This window comes from Sphingomonas sp. CFBP9019 (assembly GCF_034045155.1).
Taxonomy (GTDB): Bacteria; Pseudomonadota; Alphaproteobacteria; order Sphingomonadales; family Sphingomonadaceae; genus Sphingomonas; species Sphingomonas aerolata.
Genome location: NZ_JAXCWK010000004.1, coordinates 219,719 through 235,191 on the forward strand (window position 1 = coordinate 219,719; position 15,473 = coordinate 235,191).

Annotated in this window: 21 protein-coding genes; 14 read left to right on the forward strand and 7 right to left on the reverse strand. The window is 66.3% G+C overall.

Translation table 11 applies throughout. From position 1 onward, the window contains the following. Positions 1-102 precede the first annotated feature (102 nt). The 9 genes from SOM18_RS12640 to SOM18_RS12680 all read left to right on the forward strand — a co-directional run bounded on the left by SOM18_RS12640 (position 103) and on the right by SOM18_RS12680 (position 5,651). Positions 103-918 carry a shikimate dehydrogenase family protein gene (locus tag SOM18_RS12640; RefSeq protein WP_031440908.1) on the forward strand — a complete coding sequence of 272 codons (816 nt, stop codon included), beginning with the start codon at positions 103-105 and terminating at the stop codon, positions 916-918. Next, positions 915-1,502: a dephospho-CoA kinase gene (coaE, locus tag SOM18_RS12645; RefSeq protein WP_031440909.1), complete on the forward strand. Its 588-nt coding sequence runs from the start codon at positions 915-917 to the stop codon at positions 1,500-1,502. Before SOM18_RS12640 ends, coaE begins: the two co-directional genes overlap by 4 nt. Before the next feature lie 7 nt (positions 1,503-1,509). After that, positions 1,510-2,202 carry a DNA polymerase III subunit epsilon gene (dnaQ, locus tag SOM18_RS12650; RefSeq protein ID WP_320481916.1) on the forward strand — a complete coding sequence of 231 codons (693 nt, stop codon included), beginning with the start codon at positions 1,510-1,512 and terminating at the stop codon, positions 2,200-2,202. A gap of 49 nt (positions 2,203-2,251) precedes the next feature. Further along, a complete protein-coding gene (gene hpf / locus SOM18_RS12655) occupies positions 2,252-2,848 on the forward strand; it encodes a ribosome hibernation-promoting factor, HPF/YfiA family (RefSeq protein WP_031395099.1) in 597 nt (198 codons plus the stop codon). Positions 2,849-2,949: 101 nt separating this feature from the next. Then, positions 2,950-3,417, forward strand: a complete 468-nt coding sequence (locus SOM18_RS12660) for a PTS sugar transporter subunit IIA (protein WP_031440910.1) — start codon at positions 2,950-2,952, stop codon at positions 3,415-3,417. Further along, positions 3,407-3,886, forward strand: a complete 480-nt coding sequence (locus SOM18_RS12665) for a PaaI family thioesterase (RefSeq protein ID WP_031395097.1) — start codon at positions 3,407-3,409, stop codon at positions 3,884-3,886. Before SOM18_RS12660 ends, SOM18_RS12665 begins: the two co-directional genes overlap by 11 nt. A 10-nt stretch (positions 3,887-3,896) precedes the next feature. Next, complete coding sequence (locus SOM18_RS12670; RefSeq protein WP_031440911.1) at positions 3,897-4,223, forward strand: DUF1491 family protein; 327 nt, start codon at positions 3,897-3,899, stop codon at positions 4,221-4,223. 189 nt (positions 4,224-4,412) lie between these two features. After that, the gene (locus tag SOM18_RS12675; RefSeq protein WP_235188388.1) at positions 4,413-5,036 is read left to right on the forward strand and encodes a cell wall hydrolase; all 624 of its coding nucleotides are present in this window, start codon (positions 4,413-4,415) and stop codon (positions 5,034-5,036) included. Positions 5,037-5,153: 117 nt separating this feature from the next. Then, a complete protein-coding gene (locus tag SOM18_RS12680; RefSeq protein WP_031440913.1) occupies positions 5,154-5,651 on the forward strand; it encodes an MmcB family DNA repair protein in 498 nt (165 codons plus the stop codon). Positions 5,652-5,711: 60 nt separating this feature from the next. On the opposite strand, the gene SOM18_RS12685 is transcribed toward SOM18_RS12680, so the two are convergent. Then, complete coding sequence (locus tag SOM18_RS12685; RefSeq protein WP_235188389.1) at positions 5,712-6,368, reverse strand: ankyrin repeat domain-containing protein; 657 nt, start codon at positions 6,366-6,368, stop codon at positions 5,712-5,714. Between the two features lie 74 nt (positions 6,369-6,442). Between SOM18_RS12685 and SOM18_RS12690 the strand changes: the two genes are divergently transcribed. Genes SOM18_RS12690 through SOM18_RS12700 form a run of 3 tightly spaced genes read left to right on the forward strand, consistent with a single transcriptional unit; the run spans position 6,443 to position 8,152 of the window. Then, positions 6,443-7,042, forward strand: coding sequence for an SCO family protein (locus SOM18_RS12690; protein WP_320481793.1), 600 nt, complete (start codon positions 6,443-6,445; stop codon positions 7,040-7,042). Beyond that, positions 7,039-7,473 (forward strand): YcgN family cysteine cluster protein, encoded by a 435-nt coding sequence (locus SOM18_RS12695; protein ID WP_031395091.1) that lies wholly within the window; start codon positions 7,039-7,041, stop codon positions 7,471-7,473. Before SOM18_RS12690 ends, SOM18_RS12695 begins: the two co-directional genes overlap by 4 nt. Positions 7,474-7,477: 4 nt before the next feature. Next, positions 7,478-8,152 (forward strand): M48 family metallopeptidase, encoded by a 675-nt coding sequence (locus SOM18_RS12700; RefSeq protein WP_031440916.1) that lies wholly within the window; start codon positions 7,478-7,480, stop codon positions 8,150-8,152. Here the strand turns inward: SOM18_RS12700 and SOM18_RS12705 are convergent. The 5 genes from SOM18_RS12705 to SOM18_RS12725 all read right to left on the reverse strand — a co-directional run bounded on the left by SOM18_RS12705 (position 8,128) and on the right by SOM18_RS12725 (position 13,582). Beyond that, positions 8,128-10,296, reverse strand: coding sequence for a PBP1A family penicillin-binding protein (locus tag SOM18_RS12705; protein ID WP_320481794.1), 2,169 nt, complete (start codon positions 10,294-10,296; stop codon positions 8,128-8,130). The genes SOM18_RS12700 and SOM18_RS12705 overlap by 25 nt on opposite strands. A 119-nt stretch (positions 10,297-10,415) precedes the next feature. Next, on the reverse strand, positions 10,416-11,501 hold the full coding sequence (locus SOM18_RS12710) for an NAD(P)/FAD-dependent oxidoreductase (protein ID WP_235188390.1): 1,086 nt from the start codon (positions 11,499-11,501) through the stop codon (positions 10,416-10,418). Continuing rightward, entirely contained in the window at positions 11,498-12,196 is a 699-nt protein-coding gene (locus tag SOM18_RS12715; protein WP_031440918.1) for a methyltransferase domain-containing protein, read from the reverse strand. The genes SOM18_RS12710 and SOM18_RS12715 overlap by 4 nt, the downstream gene beginning before the upstream one ends. After that, positions 12,190-13,320 (reverse strand): type III polyketide synthase, encoded by a 1,131-nt coding sequence (locus SOM18_RS12720; RefSeq protein ID WP_320481795.1) that lies wholly within the window; start codon positions 13,318-13,320, stop codon positions 12,190-12,192. The genes SOM18_RS12715 and SOM18_RS12720 overlap by 7 nt, the downstream gene beginning before the upstream one ends. 100 nt (positions 13,321-13,420) lie before the next feature. Continuing rightward, on the reverse strand, positions 13,421-13,582 hold the full coding sequence (locus tag SOM18_RS12725; RefSeq protein WP_156360361.1) for a hypothetical protein: 162 nt from the start codon (positions 13,580-13,582) through the stop codon (positions 13,421-13,423). A 325-nt stretch (positions 13,583-13,907) separates the two neighbouring features. On the opposite strand from SOM18_RS12725, the gene SOM18_RS12730 reads away from it, so the two are divergent. Together SOM18_RS12730 and SOM18_RS12735 are read left to right on the forward strand one after the other, a co-directional pair. Next, on the forward strand, positions 13,908-14,375 hold the full coding sequence (locus SOM18_RS12730; protein WP_031395526.1) for a hypothetical protein: 468 nt from the start codon (positions 13,908-13,910) through the stop codon (positions 14,373-14,375). Positions 14,376-14,587: 212 nt separating this feature from the next. After that, on the forward strand, positions 14,588-15,295 hold the full coding sequence (locus SOM18_RS12735; RefSeq protein WP_160172605.1) for a PilZ domain-containing protein: 708 nt from the start codon (positions 14,588-14,590) through the stop codon (positions 15,293-15,295). Here the strand turns inward: SOM18_RS12735 and SOM18_RS12740 are convergent. Further along, on the reverse strand, positions 15,292-15,447 hold the full coding sequence (locus tag SOM18_RS12740; RefSeq protein WP_166746558.1) for a hypothetical protein: 156 nt from the start codon (positions 15,445-15,447) through the stop codon (positions 15,292-15,294). The two genes, SOM18_RS12735 and SOM18_RS12740, sit on opposite strands and share 4 nt — an antisense overlap. Positions 15,448-15,473: the final 26 nt, after the last annotated feature.

A 15,473-nucleotide genomic window follows, 5' to 3' on the forward strand; every position in this document is an offset into this window, starting at 1 on the left:
GCGTTCGTCTGGCAATCCCGGCGGTATCGATTACACGCGATCGATGCGCGGTGGGCGGCGTCGAACGCCGGCCAGCCAGCCCGGGATCTTATGGAGCTCTGAATGACCCCTCGCCCCTATGCCGAAGTGATCGGCGATCCGATCGCTCAATCGAAATCGCCGCTGATCCACGGCTTCTGGCTCGACGCGCTCGGGATCGACGCCGAGTACCGGCACCAGCACGTCACCGCGGAAGAGCTTCCGGCCTATTTCGCCGAGCGGAAGAGCGATCCCGCATGGCGGGGCTGCAATATCACGATGCCGCACAAGCTGGCGGCGCTCGACCACGTGTGCGACCCCGGCGACGTCCGGGGGTCGATCGGCGCGGTCAATACCGTCTTCCGCAACTCCGCCGGCGACTGCATCGGTACAAATACCGATGCCGCGGGGTTCTGGGCGCCGATCGATGATCTCGATATCGCCGGCCAGCCCGTCACGGTGATCGGTGCAGGCGGCGCGGCGCGGGCGATCCTCTTCGCCCTGTCGCGCATGGGCGTCGGTCCGGTGACGATCCTCAACCGCAATCCTTTGAAGGCGGCGGCGTTGCTGTCGACATTCGGGCTCAAGGGACAGGCGCTGCCGATCGGTCCGGCGGTCCCGCCGTCGCGGCTGCTGGTCAATGCGAGCATCCTCGGCATGGCCGGCCAGCCGCCCCTCGACCTCGATCTCGGCGCGCTCGATCCCGACTCGCTCGTGTATGACATCGTCTACGCGCCGCTCGAGACCGGACTGCTCAAGGCCGCCCGCGCGCGCGATCTCGAAACCGTCGACGGGCTCGAGATGCTGATAGGTCAGGCGGCGGTCGCGTTTGAGATTTTGTTCCACGTGGAACCCCCGCGGGACCGCGACGAGGCCTTGCGCGCGCTGCTCACCGCATGATCATCGGGCTTACCGGGTCGATCGGCATGGGCAAATCCGCCGTCGCCGCGATGTTCGCGGAGGAAGGCGTCCCCGTCTTCGACGCCGATGCGACGGTCCACCAGCTGCAGAGTGTCGGCGGCCGACTCGTCGCACCGATCGGCGCCGCGTTTCCCGGCACCGTCCAGGACGGCGCGGTCGACCGTACACGCCTGGGGGCGGCGGTGTTCGGCGACGACGATGCGATCCGCCGTCTCGAGGCGATCGTGCATCCCGCGGTCGGTGAGGAGCGTCAGGCGTTTCTCGATTCTCATGCCGGCGCACTCGTCGTGTTCGACGTGCCGCTGTTGTTCGAAACCGGTGGTGACGCGCGAGTCGACTGTATCGTCGTCGTGACCGCCGCCGCCGAGGTCCAGCGGGCCCGCGTGCTCGCCCGCCCCGGCATGACCGTCGAGCGTTTCGCCGCGATCCTCGCCCGCCAGACACCCGATTCCGAGAAACGCGCGCGTGCCGATCATGTCATTCGCACCGACACGAGCTTCGACGAAACCCGCGCGCAGGTTCGTGCGGTGATCGCTTGCGTGACGGGACGTGAGCGCCGATAACAGCCGGATGCGTGAGATCGTCTTCGATACCGAAACCACCGGCCTCAGCTTTTCCGGTGGCGATCGCATGGTCGAGATCGGCTGTGTCGAGATGGTCAACCGGGTCGAGACCGGGCGCACTTTCCACGCCTATTACCATCCCGAACGGGACATGCCGGTCGAGGCGTTCAACGTCCACGGGCTGAGCCAGGCGTTTCTCGCCGACAAGCCGCGGTTCGGCGACGGCGTGGCGGACCTGCTCGATTTCGTCGGCGATGCGCCGATGATCGCCCATAATGCGAGCTTCGATTTCTCGTTTCTCAACGGCGAACTCGTCAAATGCGGACGGCCGATCATTCACCTGAACCGGATGATCGATACGCTGCAGATCGCCCGCAGCCGTCATCCGGGCGCGAAGCATTCGCTTGATGCGCTGTGTTCGCGGTTCGGGATCGATCGGAGTCACCGCGTTCTCCACGGCGCGCTGCTCGACGCGCAGCTTCTGTCGCAGGTCTATGTCGAGCTGTTGGGTGGTCGCCAGATCGGTCTCGGCCTGCTCAGCGAGCGAACCGTCACCGCCGCGACTCCGGTCGTCGCACCGGCGCCTCGTGTCGTTCGGCAACCGCGTGTTTTCACGGTCAGCGAGGGAGACCTTGCGGCCCATGCCGCGTTTATGAAGGGGATCAAGGATCCGATTTGGGGGGCCGTGGCGTCCGGATGACGCCGGGCGGACGGAGCCAATAGGACCGTCCGATGAGAAGGAGACGATAATGGATATCCGGATTTCTGGTCATCAGGTCGCCACTGGCGATGCGCTCAACAGCCATGTGGAAGACCGACTCCAGGGTATCGCCGACAAGTATTTCTCGCGCGCCATTTCCGCCGAGGTCACGTTCGGCAAGGGGCCGCATGATGCCGGCTTCAAATGCGATATCGTCGCGCATGTCATGAAGGGGCTGGTGCTCAAGGGCCATGCCGATGCCTATGACGCCCGTGCCGCGTTCGACAGCGCCGCGGCCAAGATCGAAACCCAGCTTCGCCGCTATATGCGCCGCCTGAAGGATCGCCATGCCGGTGAAGCCGTGGCGATCGCGGAAAGCAACGGCTATGACAATGCAAGCTATACGCTGTTTCAGGAGCAGGTCACCGAGGACGATGCCCCCGATGCGCCCCTGATCATTGCCGAGACGCGCGTCGACATCCCCGAGGCCAGCGTATCCGACGCGGTGATGATGCTGGATCTTCGCAATACAGCCGCACTATTGTTCATGAATGCGGGTACTGGCGCGCATAACATGGTTTATCGCCGCGGTGACGGCACGATCGGCTGGGTCGAACCGCAACGCTCCGCATCCGCCGCACCATAATAGAGCGCGCGAGCCGCAACAGCTGTTGTGACGCTGCGCTTTACGCCCCCGTGCAAACCGTTAAGGCGGGGCGTGCGGGGGCGCTTTGAGACATGAACAGCATGAATGACTTCAGTGATATGCTGCGTCCGGACGCGGTCCTGACCGGCATGGTCGCGGCAAACAAAAAGGCCGTGCTTCACCATGTCGCCACGCTTGCTGCCGACATTGTCGAAGGCGACGCAAAAACTATCGCGGACCGTCTGATTGCCCGCGAAAAGCTGGGTTCGACGGGATTTGGCGGTGGTGTCGCGATTCCCCATGCCAAACTCGACGGACTGACGCAGGTTACGGCTGTGTTCGCGCGACTGGCGCAGCCGATCGATTTTCAGGCCGTCGACGATCTGCCCGTCGATCTCGTCTTCATGCTGTTGTCGCCGACCGATGCCGGCGCGGTTCATCTGAAGGCACTGGTGCGGATATCGCGCCGGCTGCGCGACAAGCTGTTCCTGGACAAGCTGCGCGGTGCGGGTTCGACCGATGCGCTCTATGCGCTGTTCACCGCCGATGCGGTCCGCGATGCCGCCTGAACTGGCCTCCGCCGGCGCCGAGGCACATTTCCGTGCGCTGGAATCGCTCTACGCCTGTGCGCCGATCAACCGCTTCTTCGAATCGACGCTCGAGATACCGGAGGCCGGCGTTGCGCGGATCCGGTTCACGATCGACGAACGTCATTATCACGCCGGCGGTGCCGCGCACGGGACGAGCTATTTCAAGATGCTCGACGATGCCGCCTTCTATGCCGCCAACAGTCTCGTCACCGATCGCTTTCTCCTGACGACCGCGTTCAACCTGCTGCTGACCCGCCCGTTAAAGGCGGGGCCGGTCATCGCCGAAGGCCGCTGGATCAGCGGGAAGCGCCGCGTGTTCGTCGCCGATGCCCGGCTGATCGACGCCGAGGGGGAGGAGGCGGCGCGAGGTACGGGTACATTCATGCGCTCGCGGATCGCCCTGGCCGGGCTTCCCGGATACCGCGTCTCGCCGCGCCCGCTGCCGTGATCGTCCTGCGATGAGCGGCCGTCTTCCCAGCGGCGTCCTCGTCAGTGCGCTGCTGCGACGGGTCAACGACGCGGGCGGTTTTGGCGCGGTGCTCGCCAAAGGGGACGCGCAAAGCGGCGCAATCCTAGTGGTCGCCATCGATCGGGGCGCCCTGCCCCGCCTGCTCGAGCGCGGGATCGGCGCCGACGGGCGAACGGCGCTGATCGACTCGACTCCGTCCGAAGACCTCGACGGCTATTGGCGTCGACGGCGGTCGCGCGACCCGGATCTCTGGGTGATCGAGGTGGATGTCGCAGCGGCGGAACGGTTCGCCGCTGAAACGATCCTGGCCGATTGACTCCAAAGTCCCCCCGATAGAGGGGATATTCAACATTGATTGGCGTTGTGCTGGGACGGGTGCGATCCGGATCAGTTACGCAGTCGGGGGGATGCCTGGACGATCGGCTCGTACGATTGGTTCCGTGGTCCAACCGCATCTGAATAAGTTTGAATGACGATTTTGCAGCGGGCCGCAACGATTGCGGTCATGACCTTCTCTCTCGCCGGCCTGTTCGGCAACAGCGCGCCCAGCCAGGCGACCGGCGTCGATCGCTCGACCGCCAGCCTTACCGCACTCGCAAATATAAACGCCCTCTCCTCTCAGAATGTTCCGCAGACCGTTCCCGCCGTGACGCCCGTCACCGCCGTCGAGCCCGCTGCACCGACCGCCGTCCAGACGTCGGCCGAGATCGAAGACGAAGAATTCGAAACGCTCGCCCAGGCCGTTGCCGCGCAGGATAGCGCCGCCGCCGACGAAGCGCTCCAGTGCCTTGCCGGCGCCATCTATTTTGAATCCAAGGGCGAGCCCCTCACCGGCCAGCTCGCCGTCGCCGAAGTCATCATCAACCGCGCCAAGTCGGGTCGTTTCCCCGCCGACGTCTGCGACGTCGTCAAGCAGCGCGGCCAGTTCAGCTTTGTTCGCGGCGGCCAGATCCCCGCGATCAACAAGGGCACGTCGTACCGCACCGCCATCGCCGTCGCGAAGGTCGCACTGGCCGATGCGTGGAACAGCCCGGCCGAGAAGGCGCTGTATTTCAACACCGCCGATCGCCGCCCAGCAGGCCGCGTTATCAAGGTCGCTTCGATCGGCAACCACGTCTTCTATCGCTGATCGACAGCCGATCCGGACAAGGTCCGGTTCATGATCAGCATCCCACCTGCATCGCCAACGCTATAAACAGTCCGTGAACGCGCTTGCGTCGTTCGCGGATTGTTCTATTTCTGGCGCATGCTCGACAACCCCCCGGACTCCTGCATCGACGAACCCGGATCGCCCCTATGTGCCGCCGACGTGGCACGCGGCGTGATCCGGATGTTGTTGCGCCACGACCTGACCGCGATGGCGGAGGTTCCCCTCGACGGGGGGCGTCGCGCCGATCTGATGGCGATCGATGCCCGCGGGCAGATCGTCGTCGTCGAGATCAAGGTGTCGCGCGCGGATCTGGTCGGGGATGGCAAATGGCCTGAGTATCTCGGGCATTGCGATCGCTATTTCTGGGCGGTGCCGGCCGGGTTCGACATGCGGCCGCTGCAGGGGGCGGCGTTTCTGCCCGAACGTACCGGGATCATCGTCGCTGACCGCTATGACGCCGCGATCGTCCGTGAGGCGCATACGACCCCCCTGCCCGCGCATGTCCGCAAGCGGTGCACTTTGGCCTTTGCAAGACGCGCCGCGCGCCGTCTGATCGCACAGGTCGATCCCGACGCCGCCGGTCTCGCCTTCTGATCCGGCTGGCGGCTGATCCTCCCGATACGCGGCAGGATCAGCCGGCCGGCGACGTGGTCGTCAGAATTTCGGTCCCGAGACCGCCTTGCGGGTCTTCTTCGGCGCATCGGCCAGCAGCTTGGTCACCACGACGTTGCGGCCGTCCTGCTTAGCATAATCGCGGGCCGACATGCCGGCGATGATATCCGCCTGATCGGGATCCGCATTTTCGTTGAGCAGCACGCGGATCATGGCGATGTCGCGGCGCTGAACGGCGCGGATCAACGGAGTCTCTCCTGCCGAATTGGCAAGGTTCGGATTGGCGCCGGCGGCGGTCAGGATCGGGATCATGTCGGTCTGGCCGAGCGTCACCGCGAGCAGCAGCGGCGTGTTGCCCTTGCCGTCGCGCAGATTGGCGTCGGCGCCCTTTTGCAGCAGGAACCGCAGATAGGTCTCGTCGGCACGTTTGATGACGATGTGCAGCGCACCCTCGCCTGTCGAGACGTCGCGTGCGTTGACGATGCTGCTGCCCGGACGTCCGAGCATCTCGAGAACCTCGTTGTTCTTCGACTCGCGCACTGCGTTCAGGAATTTATATCCCTCCGACTGGTTCTGCGCATGCGCGGCACGCGGGGCGATCACGGTGGCGGCGGGAAGCGCGATCACGGCTCCCATCAACAGGGCGCCCATGGTCTTGGCGCCCGTCGTCAGGGCGGGGCACTGGCGGATATACGACATCGATAGATCCTCGGGACGCGGGTGATGTGCGACGCTTGCGCCGCACGGGCTAACAGATCAAGGCTGGCTGTATCATGACCAATCGACGCCCCGCCCTTCTCGCCGCCCTCGCGCTCGCGGCGTGCAGCCCCTCTGCGCCCGATACGAGCGCGGCCCCCGCCACGCCGCCGCTTGCCGGGGCGCGGATCGGCGGGCCGTTCACGCTCGTCGATCAGGACGGGCAACAGGTCAGCGACCGCCGGTTCGCGGGCCAATACCGGATCATGTATTTCGGCTACACCTTCTGTCCCGATGTCTGTCCGACCGACATGCAGACGATCGGCGGCGCGATGAAACTGCTCGAGGCCAGCGATCCGGCGCTCGCGGCGCGGCTCGTGCCGATCTTCGTGACCGTCGATCCGACGCGTGACACCCCTGCGGTCGTCAAGCAGTTCGTCACCGCCTTTCATCCGCGCATCGTCGGGCTCACTGGCAGTCCCGCGGCGATCGAGACGGTGAAAAAGGAATTCGCGATCTTCTCGGCCAAGGGGGATGCCGCGCCCGGTGGCGGTTACCTCGTAAATCACTCGCGTCAGGCCTATCTGATGGATCCGGACGGCAAGCCTCTCGCGCTGCTGCCACAGGATAAGGGACCACAGGCCTTGGCCGACGACATCAAGCGCTGGGCCCGATGAGCGCCAGATTCTGGGAAGACACGCCGATCGAGAAGCTCGACCGCGGCCAGTGGGAAGCCCTGTGCGATGGTTGTGGCAAATGCTGCATCCACAAGCTCGAGGACGAGGATACCGGCGAGCTCGTCGCGACCAATGTGTCGTGCCGGCTGCTCGACCGGCGCAGCGGGCAGTGTTCGGACTATCGGCACCGCCACGCCTATGTCGCAGAATGCGTGCGGCTGACGACGTCGAATGTCCGCGATATCGACTGGCTGCCCTCGACCTGCGCCTACCGCCTGCGCGCGGCGGGCGAGCAGCTTCCCGAGTGGCATTATCTCGTCTGCGGCGACCGCGAGGCGGTCCACCGCGCCAAACAGTCGGTCCGCGGCTGGACGATCAGCGAGGACGAGGCCGGTGAGCTCGAATATCACGTGATCGACCGCGAACTCTGACGCGGTGATCGACGGCCTCGAGATCATCCGGCATCCGCGCGCACGCCGGGCCCGGTTGTCGATCGATCCCGCCAGCGGCCGCGCCCGGCTCGTCCTGCCCAAGCGGGCGGCGCTGAAGCAGGCGCTGGCCTGGGCGGAGGAGAAGGCGGACTGGATCGCCGAACAGCGCGCGCGGCTGCCGCGGCCGCAGCCCTTCGTTCCCGATGCGGTTGTGATGGTCGCCGATGAGCCGGTGACGATCGCGTGGACCCCGGGCAGCCGCCGCACGGTGGTCCGCGACGGCGCGATCCTGTCGCTGTCCGGCCCCGTCGAGACGATTCCCCGCCGTGTCGAGGCATGGCTCAAGCGTACCGCGCTGGGCCTGCTTGACCAGGAAACCGCCGAATATGCCGCCAAGGCGGGGGTCAGCGTCACGCAGGTCGCGATCGGCGATGCCAGGGGCCGCTGGGGCAGCTGCGCGTCGAGCGGGGTGATCCGCTACAGCTGGCGGCTGATCCTCGCCCCCGGCTTCGTACGGCGGGCAACGGTGGCGCATGAGGTCGCCCACCGCGTCCACATGAACCACGCGCCCGCCTTCCACGCGCTCGTCGCCGATCTCTATGGTGAGGACCCCACCCCTGCGCGCGTCTGGCTACGCACGCATGGCGCGGCGCTTCACTGGGTCGGTCGATCGTCCTGAAAGCGGTCGCGCGAACTCTCGCGTGACCAGTCCCGCTGGGGCGCGCGCGGCTGCGGCGCGGCGGGATCGCGGCGTGGTGCGTCCCGGCCCGTTACCCTGTCGATCCAGTCCTGGTTCAACTGCTGCTGCGGCACCTGCGGCACCTGCGGTGTCTGGTCGGACGGGTCCGCATCGGGGCGCGGTATCGGCTCGCCCGCCGGGGCATCGCTCGGCATATCCGGAACGCCGCCAGGCTCGATCGGATTGCCGTTCTCGTCGACCATCATCTGGCCGTTGTCGGGCTGGCCGAAATAGCTCTCCTCATCGGGTTCGAGCTGCCATTCGGGCAGGGTCACCTGCGTCTCGAACTGCTCGATCGGGCGATTGGCCGTGGCGGGCTTCATGAACGCCGCCCAGGCGCGAGCCGGTGCCGTACCGCCGTGCAGTCCGGAGATCGGCTTGGCATCGTCGCGACCCATCCAGACGCCGGTGGTGATGCCGCTGGAGAAGCCGAGGAACCAGCCATCCTTCGACGAACTCGTCGTGCCCGTCTTCCCCGCCACCGGGCGGCCGATCTGCGCGGCGCGCCCGGTGCCGGTGTTGACCGCGGTCTGCAACAGGTCGGTCATCTCGGCGGCGACATAGGGGGCGACGAGGACGTGGCTGCGATCGACCTCATGCGTGTAGATCGTCTGGCCGTTCGCGGTCACGCGCGTGATGCCATAGGGGGTCACCGCGACGCCCTTGCTCGCGACGCTGGCAAAGGCACGCGTCATGTCGATCACGCGGACCTCCGACGTGCCCAGCACCATCGAGGGATGCGTGTTGACCGTCGTCGTGATCCCGAACCGCCGCGCCATGTCCGCGACGGTCGTGAAGCCGACCTCCTGCCCCAGTTTCGCTGCGACGGTGTTCAGCGAATAGGCAAAGGCCGTGCGCAGGCTGACGGCGCCGGAATTGCGCCGCGAATCATTGCGCGGGCTCCATCCGTCGATCGTCACGGGTTCGTCGACGATCGAATCCTCGGGCTTGTGCCCGGCCTCGAGCGCGGCGAGATACACGAACAGCTTGAACGCCGAACCCGGCTGGCGGACAGCCTGTGTCGCGCGGTTGTAGATCGACGATACATAGTCCTTGCCGCCGACCATCGCCTTGACCGCGCCATCGCGGTCTAGCGATACCAGTGCACCTTGCGCACCCGGGGGGGCATTCGCCCGGATCGCGGCATCGGCATCGCGCTGCATCGACAGGTCGAGCGTCGTCCACACCTCGAGCGGTGCCTCGGTCTCGTCGATCAGCGTGTCGAGCTGCGGCAAGGCCCAGTCGGTGAAGTAGCGGACGCTGTTCTGCTTCGGCTCGGGCGCCAGTTTGAGCCCCTGCACATCGGCATCGGCGGCCTCGCTCGCGCTGATGACGCCGGTTTCCGCCATCGTCTTCAGCACGACGCCCGCGCGGCCCATCGCCGCCTCGGCATCCGCGGTCGGCGAATAATTGGACGGTGCCTTGACGAGCCCGGCGATTACCGCCGCTTCGGCCAGCGACAGGCGGTCCGCCCCGTGGCCGAAGAACTTGCGCGACGCGGCGTCGATCCCATAGGCGCCGCCGCCATAATAGACTTTGTTGAGGTAGAGTTCGAGGATCTGGTCCTTGCTGAACTTGCGCTCGAGCGCGAACGCCAGGATCCATTCGCGGAACTTGCGCCCGAACTTCTTCTGGTTGTTCAGGAAGACGTTGCGCGCGAGCTGCTGCGTGATCGTCGACCCGCCCTGAGTCCAGCGCCCGCGATCGAACCGTACCTTGACCGAGCGTGCGATCCCGACCGGATCGACGCCGAGATGCGAGCGAAAGCGCCGATCCTCGACCGCGACGGTCGCGTCGCGCATCACCGCGGGGATCTGGCCATAGGAAAGCCATTCGCCGAAACTCGGCCCCATCGACACGATCACGCTGCCATCGGCGGCATGTACCCGGATCATCTGGCCGTTGGGCGAGGATTTGAGGCTTTCGAAGCTCGGCAGCTGCGCGCGGGCGATATAGATCGCGATCACCAGCGCGCCGAGCGCGAGGATGGCAATACCGGCGAGAACCTTCAGGAGGAGGACAAACCGGCGGCGCCATGAGGAGCGAGGCCGAGAGGGGCGGGAAGCGGGACGCGCGCGAGCCATGAAGGGTCGACGAAATACGCCTTAACCGCGGCGCCGACAAGCGGTTCGCGTGTGCGCCCGCGGCACGCGCACTCCGCCCGGCGTTTCGTCGACAGTATTCATCGCCGCGCGACGGCGCGTCACGCGCCGATCCGGGTCGCCTGCGCGAGCATCCGGATCAGTACGGGATGCGCGAAGGGAATCAGCTGGGCTGCACCGCGGCTTTCGGCCACCCGGCGCACCGCGCCCGCCACCCCGATCGGCCGCGCGAGCGTCCGCGCCAACTGCTGCTGCCATGCCGCTGCGCCCCCTGCCCCGTCGGTGCGATAGGCGCGCGCGGCAGCGAGTCCGCTGGCCAGCGCGATGCCCATGCCCTCGCCCGCCAGCGAGGGGATCACCCCCGCCTGATCGCCCAGCCTGTACTGCCCCGCCTGCCCCGTCGTCTGGCGCCAGCCATAGGGGACGTTGGCGATCGCATCGATCGTCGCATCCGGCGCGATCGCGGCGACCCATTCGCCAAGCACAGGCATTGCGCGGCCGAGCTCGGCGAGCAGATCCGCCGGCGTTCCCGCTTCCTGCAACCGCGAGCGATGTACTGCCATGCACAGATTTGCGCTGCCATCCTCCTGCATCGCAAGGCCGGCATAGCCCCGGTCGAAGAGATACAGGTCGATCTGCCCCGCCAGCGCTCGGGCCATCGCCGGCGGGGGCATGATGCGGACGCGTATCCCGAGCGTCGGATCTGTGCCGCGGGCGCTTGCCGGCCGTGCGGTCCCGCGGACATCCGACTTGCCGTTCGCCAGGAACAGCGCGGGCGCGGCGATCACCGCGCCATCGGCGGTCCGCACCTGGCCGTCTTCGATCGCCCGGACGGTCACCCCGCGTTCGATCGCTGCGCCCTGCGCCACCGCGGCGGCGAGCAGAACGGTATCGAGCCGCCGTCGCGATACCGATAGCGCAGGCCTTGGCAGCGCGGCATGCGCGACGTGGCTACCGGCGAAGATCCGGACGGTCGTCGTTCGCGCCGGGTTGAGCTGATCAGGATCGATTCCCAGCCTCGCCAGCGTATCGAGCGTCCGCCAGCTCAGGAACCCGCCGCACAAGGCGTCGCCCGTCTCGCGGCTACGCTCGATCAACAGATGCGGCAGGCCCGCGCGTGCAAGCTCGATCGCGACCGCCGCCCCTGCCGGCCCGCCGCCGACGATCAGCGCGCGCGTCGCGGTCACCGCAGCCGTTCGACGCACAGTCGGAACGGGAACGCCCGGAACACGCGCGCACCGCGGATCCCCGCCTCGTCGAGGATCGCCGGCCATTCGTCGGGCCGGTACGACCGCGCGATCGACAGCGTCCCGTCGTGACGCACCATCGGATGCCAGCGCGCGAGCCGTGCGAGAATCGGAAATCCGCGATGCGCAAACCCGTGGCGATGCAGATCGTTGATCAGCCAGCATCGCGCATGCGTGTCCATGAACCGCAGAAAGGCGATCAGTTGCGCATGGCTCATATGGTGCGCGACCAGGCTGCTGACGATCGCATCCCAGCGGGGTTCCCCACCCGTCTTACCGGCAAGATCGGCGTAATCCCCCGTGACATAGCGGATCGTCGATCCCGTGTCCGTATGCATGCGCGCGGCCTGTTCGCTGCGGGGATTGAGGTCGACCCCGACCAGTTCGGTGTCCACGCCTCGCCTGCCTGCCCAGCGCTCGATCGTCCTCAGCATGTCGCCATCGCCGAACCCGACATCGAGCAGCCTCAGCCGTGTCCGCCCCGCGATGACCCGCTTCAGAAAGGCAAGCGTCGGACGCGCCGCCATCGTCACGACATTCACCTTCGCGAGATCGGCGACCACCGCGGCATAGGTCTCCGGCGACAGGTCGTCGGAGTCCATCAGTTCCTCGGCTTGCGCCCGCGTCGTCAGCATCGCGGTGCGCTTCGGAAGCCGATACCCTCGGCTGCGAGACCCGGGCCGAACGCCAGCGCAACGCCGCGGGCGATGTCCGGCCCGGCGAGCAACCGCTGCAGCACGAACATCAGCGTCGCCGACGACATGTTGCCGTTCGCCGACAGCACCGCGCGCGACGCGTCGAGTGCATCCGCCGGGAGCGTCAGGGCATGCTCGACCGCATCGAGGATCGATCGCCCGCCGGCATGGACCGCCCATCCGTCGACCGTATCGGCGGGGCGCCCGCCGCTCGCGGCGGCGCGGAAGGCGGGATCGGCGAGCGCCTGCGCGATCCGCCCCGGTACTTCTCCGGACAGATGCATCGCAAAGCCCTGGTCGGTGATGTCCCAGCGGATCAGCGCCTCGCTGTCGGGCAATGCGGTGGCGAACGGCGCTTCTAGCTCGAATCCGCTCGGATCGCTGGTCACCAGCGCCGCGGCGGCACCGTCGCCGAACTGGAGCATCGCCAACAGCGGCTCGATCTCGGACACCGCCTGCAGGTGCAGCGTGGACAGTTCGACGGTGACCACCAGGACGCGCGCGCCGGGCTCCGACCGGACGATATGCCGCGCGCTGCGGAGCGCGACGACCGCGGCATAGCATCCCATGAACCCGATCAGCAGCCGCTCGACCGTCGCGGGCAGCGCGAGCCTGCGGGCGATGATCTGGTCGATACCGGGCGCGACGAACCCGGTGCAGCTCGCCACCACCAGATGCGTTATCGTGCCGAGCGCGATCGTTTCCTGAAGCGCGGCGATCGCCTCGATGGCAAGACCGGGTGCGGCGTCGGCATAGATGGCCATCCGCTCCGCGGTGCCGGGATGCGGATCGATCGCGTAAAAGCCGCCCGGGTCGACCGGAGACCCGGCATGCAGCCGCTGCTTGTCGCCGCTGTCGACGCCGTCCGCGACCGCGATGGCCTTTGTTGGCGGCAGCACCGACCAGCGGTGCGCGATACCCGATCGACCCGCCATCCGATCGAACAGCCTGGCCGAACGGGCATCGACCCGGTCGCGTGCCCAGCGGATAAAGGCCTCGTGAATGTCATGGCCGGGGACCGCAGTCCCGATCGCGTTCAGATAGGCAGGCAGGGGAGCGGGCACGACATCCTTTCGCACGGTTGATACGGCCAACGCGTGACGTCCGGACATCGGCCCGGCATGCCGCTATAACAAGCCCTTGCCGTGCGGAACCGCGCCGGCCTCAGTCCTGATCGATCGGGTCGAGATGGTCGTGCCCTACCAGGTACTTCTCCTCGACCATCGCCATGCTGACACCGACATAAGCCGCAATCGCATGATCGCCCGCCTGTTCGAGCGCGCGACAGGCTTCCTGCAGAAGCTCATAGGTGCGTGCAGCATTCATCGCGTATCTCCGAGGAGGGCGTCCAAGCCGGAGGATCATGCCGGACGCGGGCAAAATCGATCAAACCTTATATTGGTTTCACATTGGTACAAAATTCTACCTGTTGCAGCCCAAAAACCCACACGGGGCAAGCCATCAATCACAACCAAACTGAACAGATTTCGACCCGTTTTGCACATCTTAAGAAAGTTCCGAGACTATAGCGTGTGCCGAAAAGAATAGACCGGTAAAACAGATAGCTGAATGATGTTGACCATTATGCCGGCGTGCCGCCATATTTGGGTCATTATGGGCTTAAGACCCTGTGGGCGACCGGGAGCATGTGGTGAAAGACGAATCCGTTGCCGACTTGATCAAGGATCTGGGATCGAGGCTGGCCGCCGTCAGCGAGGAGTTCACGGCGCGGGCATCGCGGGTCGTCGACCAGCGGGCCGAGGATGCGACGAGCCCGATCAGCGAGGAGATGCTCGTCGCCCGGGCCAAGGAGATTCTGGCGCATCGTAAACTGCGCCGTCGCTTCCTGCCGGGCGAATTGTTTCACGAGCCGGCCTGGGACATGCTCGTCGCACTGTTCGTTTCGCACCGCGATCACCGGCCGACCAACGTCAAGGCGCTGGTCGCGATGGCGGATGCACCGGTCACCACGTCGCAACGCTGGATCGAGCACCTCCACAAGCTGAAGCTGATCGACCGCGTCAACGACCCGACCGATCGGCGTCGCATCGAAATCTCGCTGAGCGCAGCCGGCTATGACGCGGTCGCCGGCTACCTCACCGCGATCGCCCGACGCTGACCGGCATTCAGCACGGTATTACAGTAATTTCGGTTTTGTAGTAATTAGTTAAGCCGCGCCTAGCACGGTTCGCCGACACCGTTCGGGGATATCAAATGTGCGGCAAGGCAGGCCAGGCTCAGGGACTAGACGGCGCGATCGCGCACCGACAGGGCGGTGCGTGCTGATCGCGCGTCGCGCCTCCCGATCGCATGGCGGCGGGGAGACGGCGCGTGCTCTCGGGGCCTGACGAGGAAGACGCAACCGGCGGCGACAGCGGGAGCGGCGCAGATCTGCGCCAGCCCGCGGACCGCGACCGGCGTGCCGGTCGGCGCCATGCGACCGTCCTGCTGATCGGCCGGGTCATGCATGCCGACCGCGGCTCGATCTGTCTCGTCCATGACATTTCGACCGTCGGTCTGAAGGCGCGCTTCACCACGCTGCCAGCGCTTGGTGAGACGCTTGAGATCAAGGTGCGTGGCATGCCGTTGCTTCGCGCCACCGTCCGCTGGGTCGACGGGTTTCACGCAGGGGTCGATTTTGACGAGCCGCATGCGATCGACCCCGTCTTCGCGACGCGCGACGCCGCCGGGATGATCGCCCGATCGCCGCGATTCGTGGTTTCGGCACCAGTCAGGCTGAATGTCGAGGGGTGCTGGTATGCCGCAAGGCTGGTCGATATCTCGACCGGTGGCGCGAAGCTCAAGGTCGCGGCGTCGCTCTGCGGGCATTTTTCACAAGGGCAGGCGGCCCAGCTCGTCGTCGATCCCGGAGGACTCGCGATTTTTGCGGCAATCTGCTGGCGACGTGGCAACCGATTCGGGCTTCGCTTCGTTGCGCCGCTATCGCTCGTGACTTTGTCCCGGGTGCTGGAGTCAAACCCCGATTGTCAGGTCCCCATCCCCCCTCCCAGGGGCCTGGCAACGACGACCGGCGACTAAACCTCGTCGGTCGTCAACTTCACCTTGTTTGGAAGCTTCTTGCCCTTGGTGCGGCGCGACGGGAGCTGCACGGGGTGCTTCTTCTTCCACTGCGCGAACGTCATCGGGCCATCGGGCGTTTCGATGATCTGGTCGTCGATCGAATCGGCCATCGCCGTGCTCCGCTTTGACAGGATCC